General features: G+C 73.5%; 2 protein-coding genes. Both read right to left on the bottom strand.

The window, feature by feature from the left end; all coding sequences use genetic code 11:
- Nucleotides 1–104: 104 nt before the first annotated feature.
- Nucleotides 105–770 (bottom strand): HAD-IA family hydrolase, encoded by a 666-nt coding sequence (locus tag ACJA3G_RS37320; RefSeq protein WP_406557447.1) that lies wholly within the window; start codon nt 768–770, stop codon nt 105–107.
- A gap of 157 nt (nt 771–927) precedes the next feature.
- The coding region (locus ACJA3G_RS37315; RefSeq protein ID WP_406557446.1) for a peptidoglycan-binding protein at nt 928–1,185 on the bottom strand (258 nt) is incomplete at its 5' end.

Below are 1,185 nucleotides of genomic sequence, written 5' to 3'. Positions count from 1 at the left end.
GCGGGGCCGGGGTCGGTTGTTGGCTGCGGGGCCGCTGTGGCTGGTCGTGCGGGTCCCCGCCCTCCTGGAGGGGCGTCCCTGTGGGGCGGCCCCTCGGGGCCCCGCTACGGCGTGATCGTGAGGGTGAGCTCGCCCGTCGGGGTCCGCGTCACCGTGACGTGCGTCAGGTCCGGGACGTGCGTCGTCGGGTGGTGGGCCGCCGCCCGGGGGCCCACGCCCACGACCTGCATTCCCGCCGCCAGACCCGCCTGGATGCCCGCCTCCGAGTCCTCGAAGACGATGCAGTCCGCCGGATCGAAGCCCAGCTCGGCCGCGCCCTTGAGGAAGCCCTCCGGGTCCGGCTTGCTCGCGCCGACCCGCTCGGCCGTGACGCGTACCGCCGGCACCGGCAGTCCGGCCGCGCCCATCCGGGCCTGGGCCAGCGGCTCGTTCGCCGAGGTCACCAGGGCGTGCGGGAGCCCGGTGAGGGAGGCCATGAAGGCGGGGGCGCCGGGGACCGGGACGACGCCGTCGGTGTCGGCCGTCTCCGCCGCGAGCATCACGCGGTTGTCCGCGAGATTCTGCTCCATCGGGCGGTCCGGGAGGAGGACCGCCATGGTGGCGTAGCCCTGGCGGCCGTGGACGACCTTGAGCGCCTCCTCGGGGTCCAGCCCGTGCTCCACGGCCCAGCGGCGCCAGCAGCGCTCGACGACGGCGTCGGAGTTGACGATCGTGCCGTCCATGTCGAGCAGGAGGGCGCGGGCGGTCAGGGTGGTGGGCGTGGCCGTCATCGGCGGACTCCTGGGGGCGGGAGCGGAGACAAGTGGCTCCGCCCGCCGGTCAGGGAGYACGGGCGGAACCACTTTGTTCCATCACGATACAAAACGGAGGGTGCAATGGTCCAACCGGGGGGTGGGGTGCCGGTGGCGGGCGTGCCTGTGTGCCCGACTAGGAGGTCTGCGCCTCCAGGGCCCTGCGGGTCTCCGGACCGTAGACGCCCGGGGGGTCGCTCTCCAGGCCCATGTACGACTGGTACGTACGCACCGCGTTCTCCGTCTTGGAGTTGAAGCGGCCGTCGATCCTCCCGTTGTAGATCGTCAACTGGGCCAGCCGGTCCTGGAGTTCCGCGACCTCCGGGCCGCTGTCGCCACGGCGCAGTACGGGCGCGGTGGCGACAGCGGCCCGGAGGTCGCGGAACTCCAGGAC

Source organism: Streptomyces sp. YS-3, from assembly GCF_045257485.1.
Classification (GTDB): Bacteria; Actinomycetota; Actinomycetes; order Streptomycetales; family Streptomycetaceae; genus Streptomyces.
This window is presented reverse-complemented; position numbering and strand designations above follow the sequence as displayed.

Bases quoted from the DNA above. Each gene is read 5' to 3' on its own strand.
- ACJA3G_RS37320 (WP_406557447.1), bottom strand. From the start codon at position 770: ATGACGGCCACGCCCACCACCCTGACCGCCCGCGCCCTCCTGCTCGAC.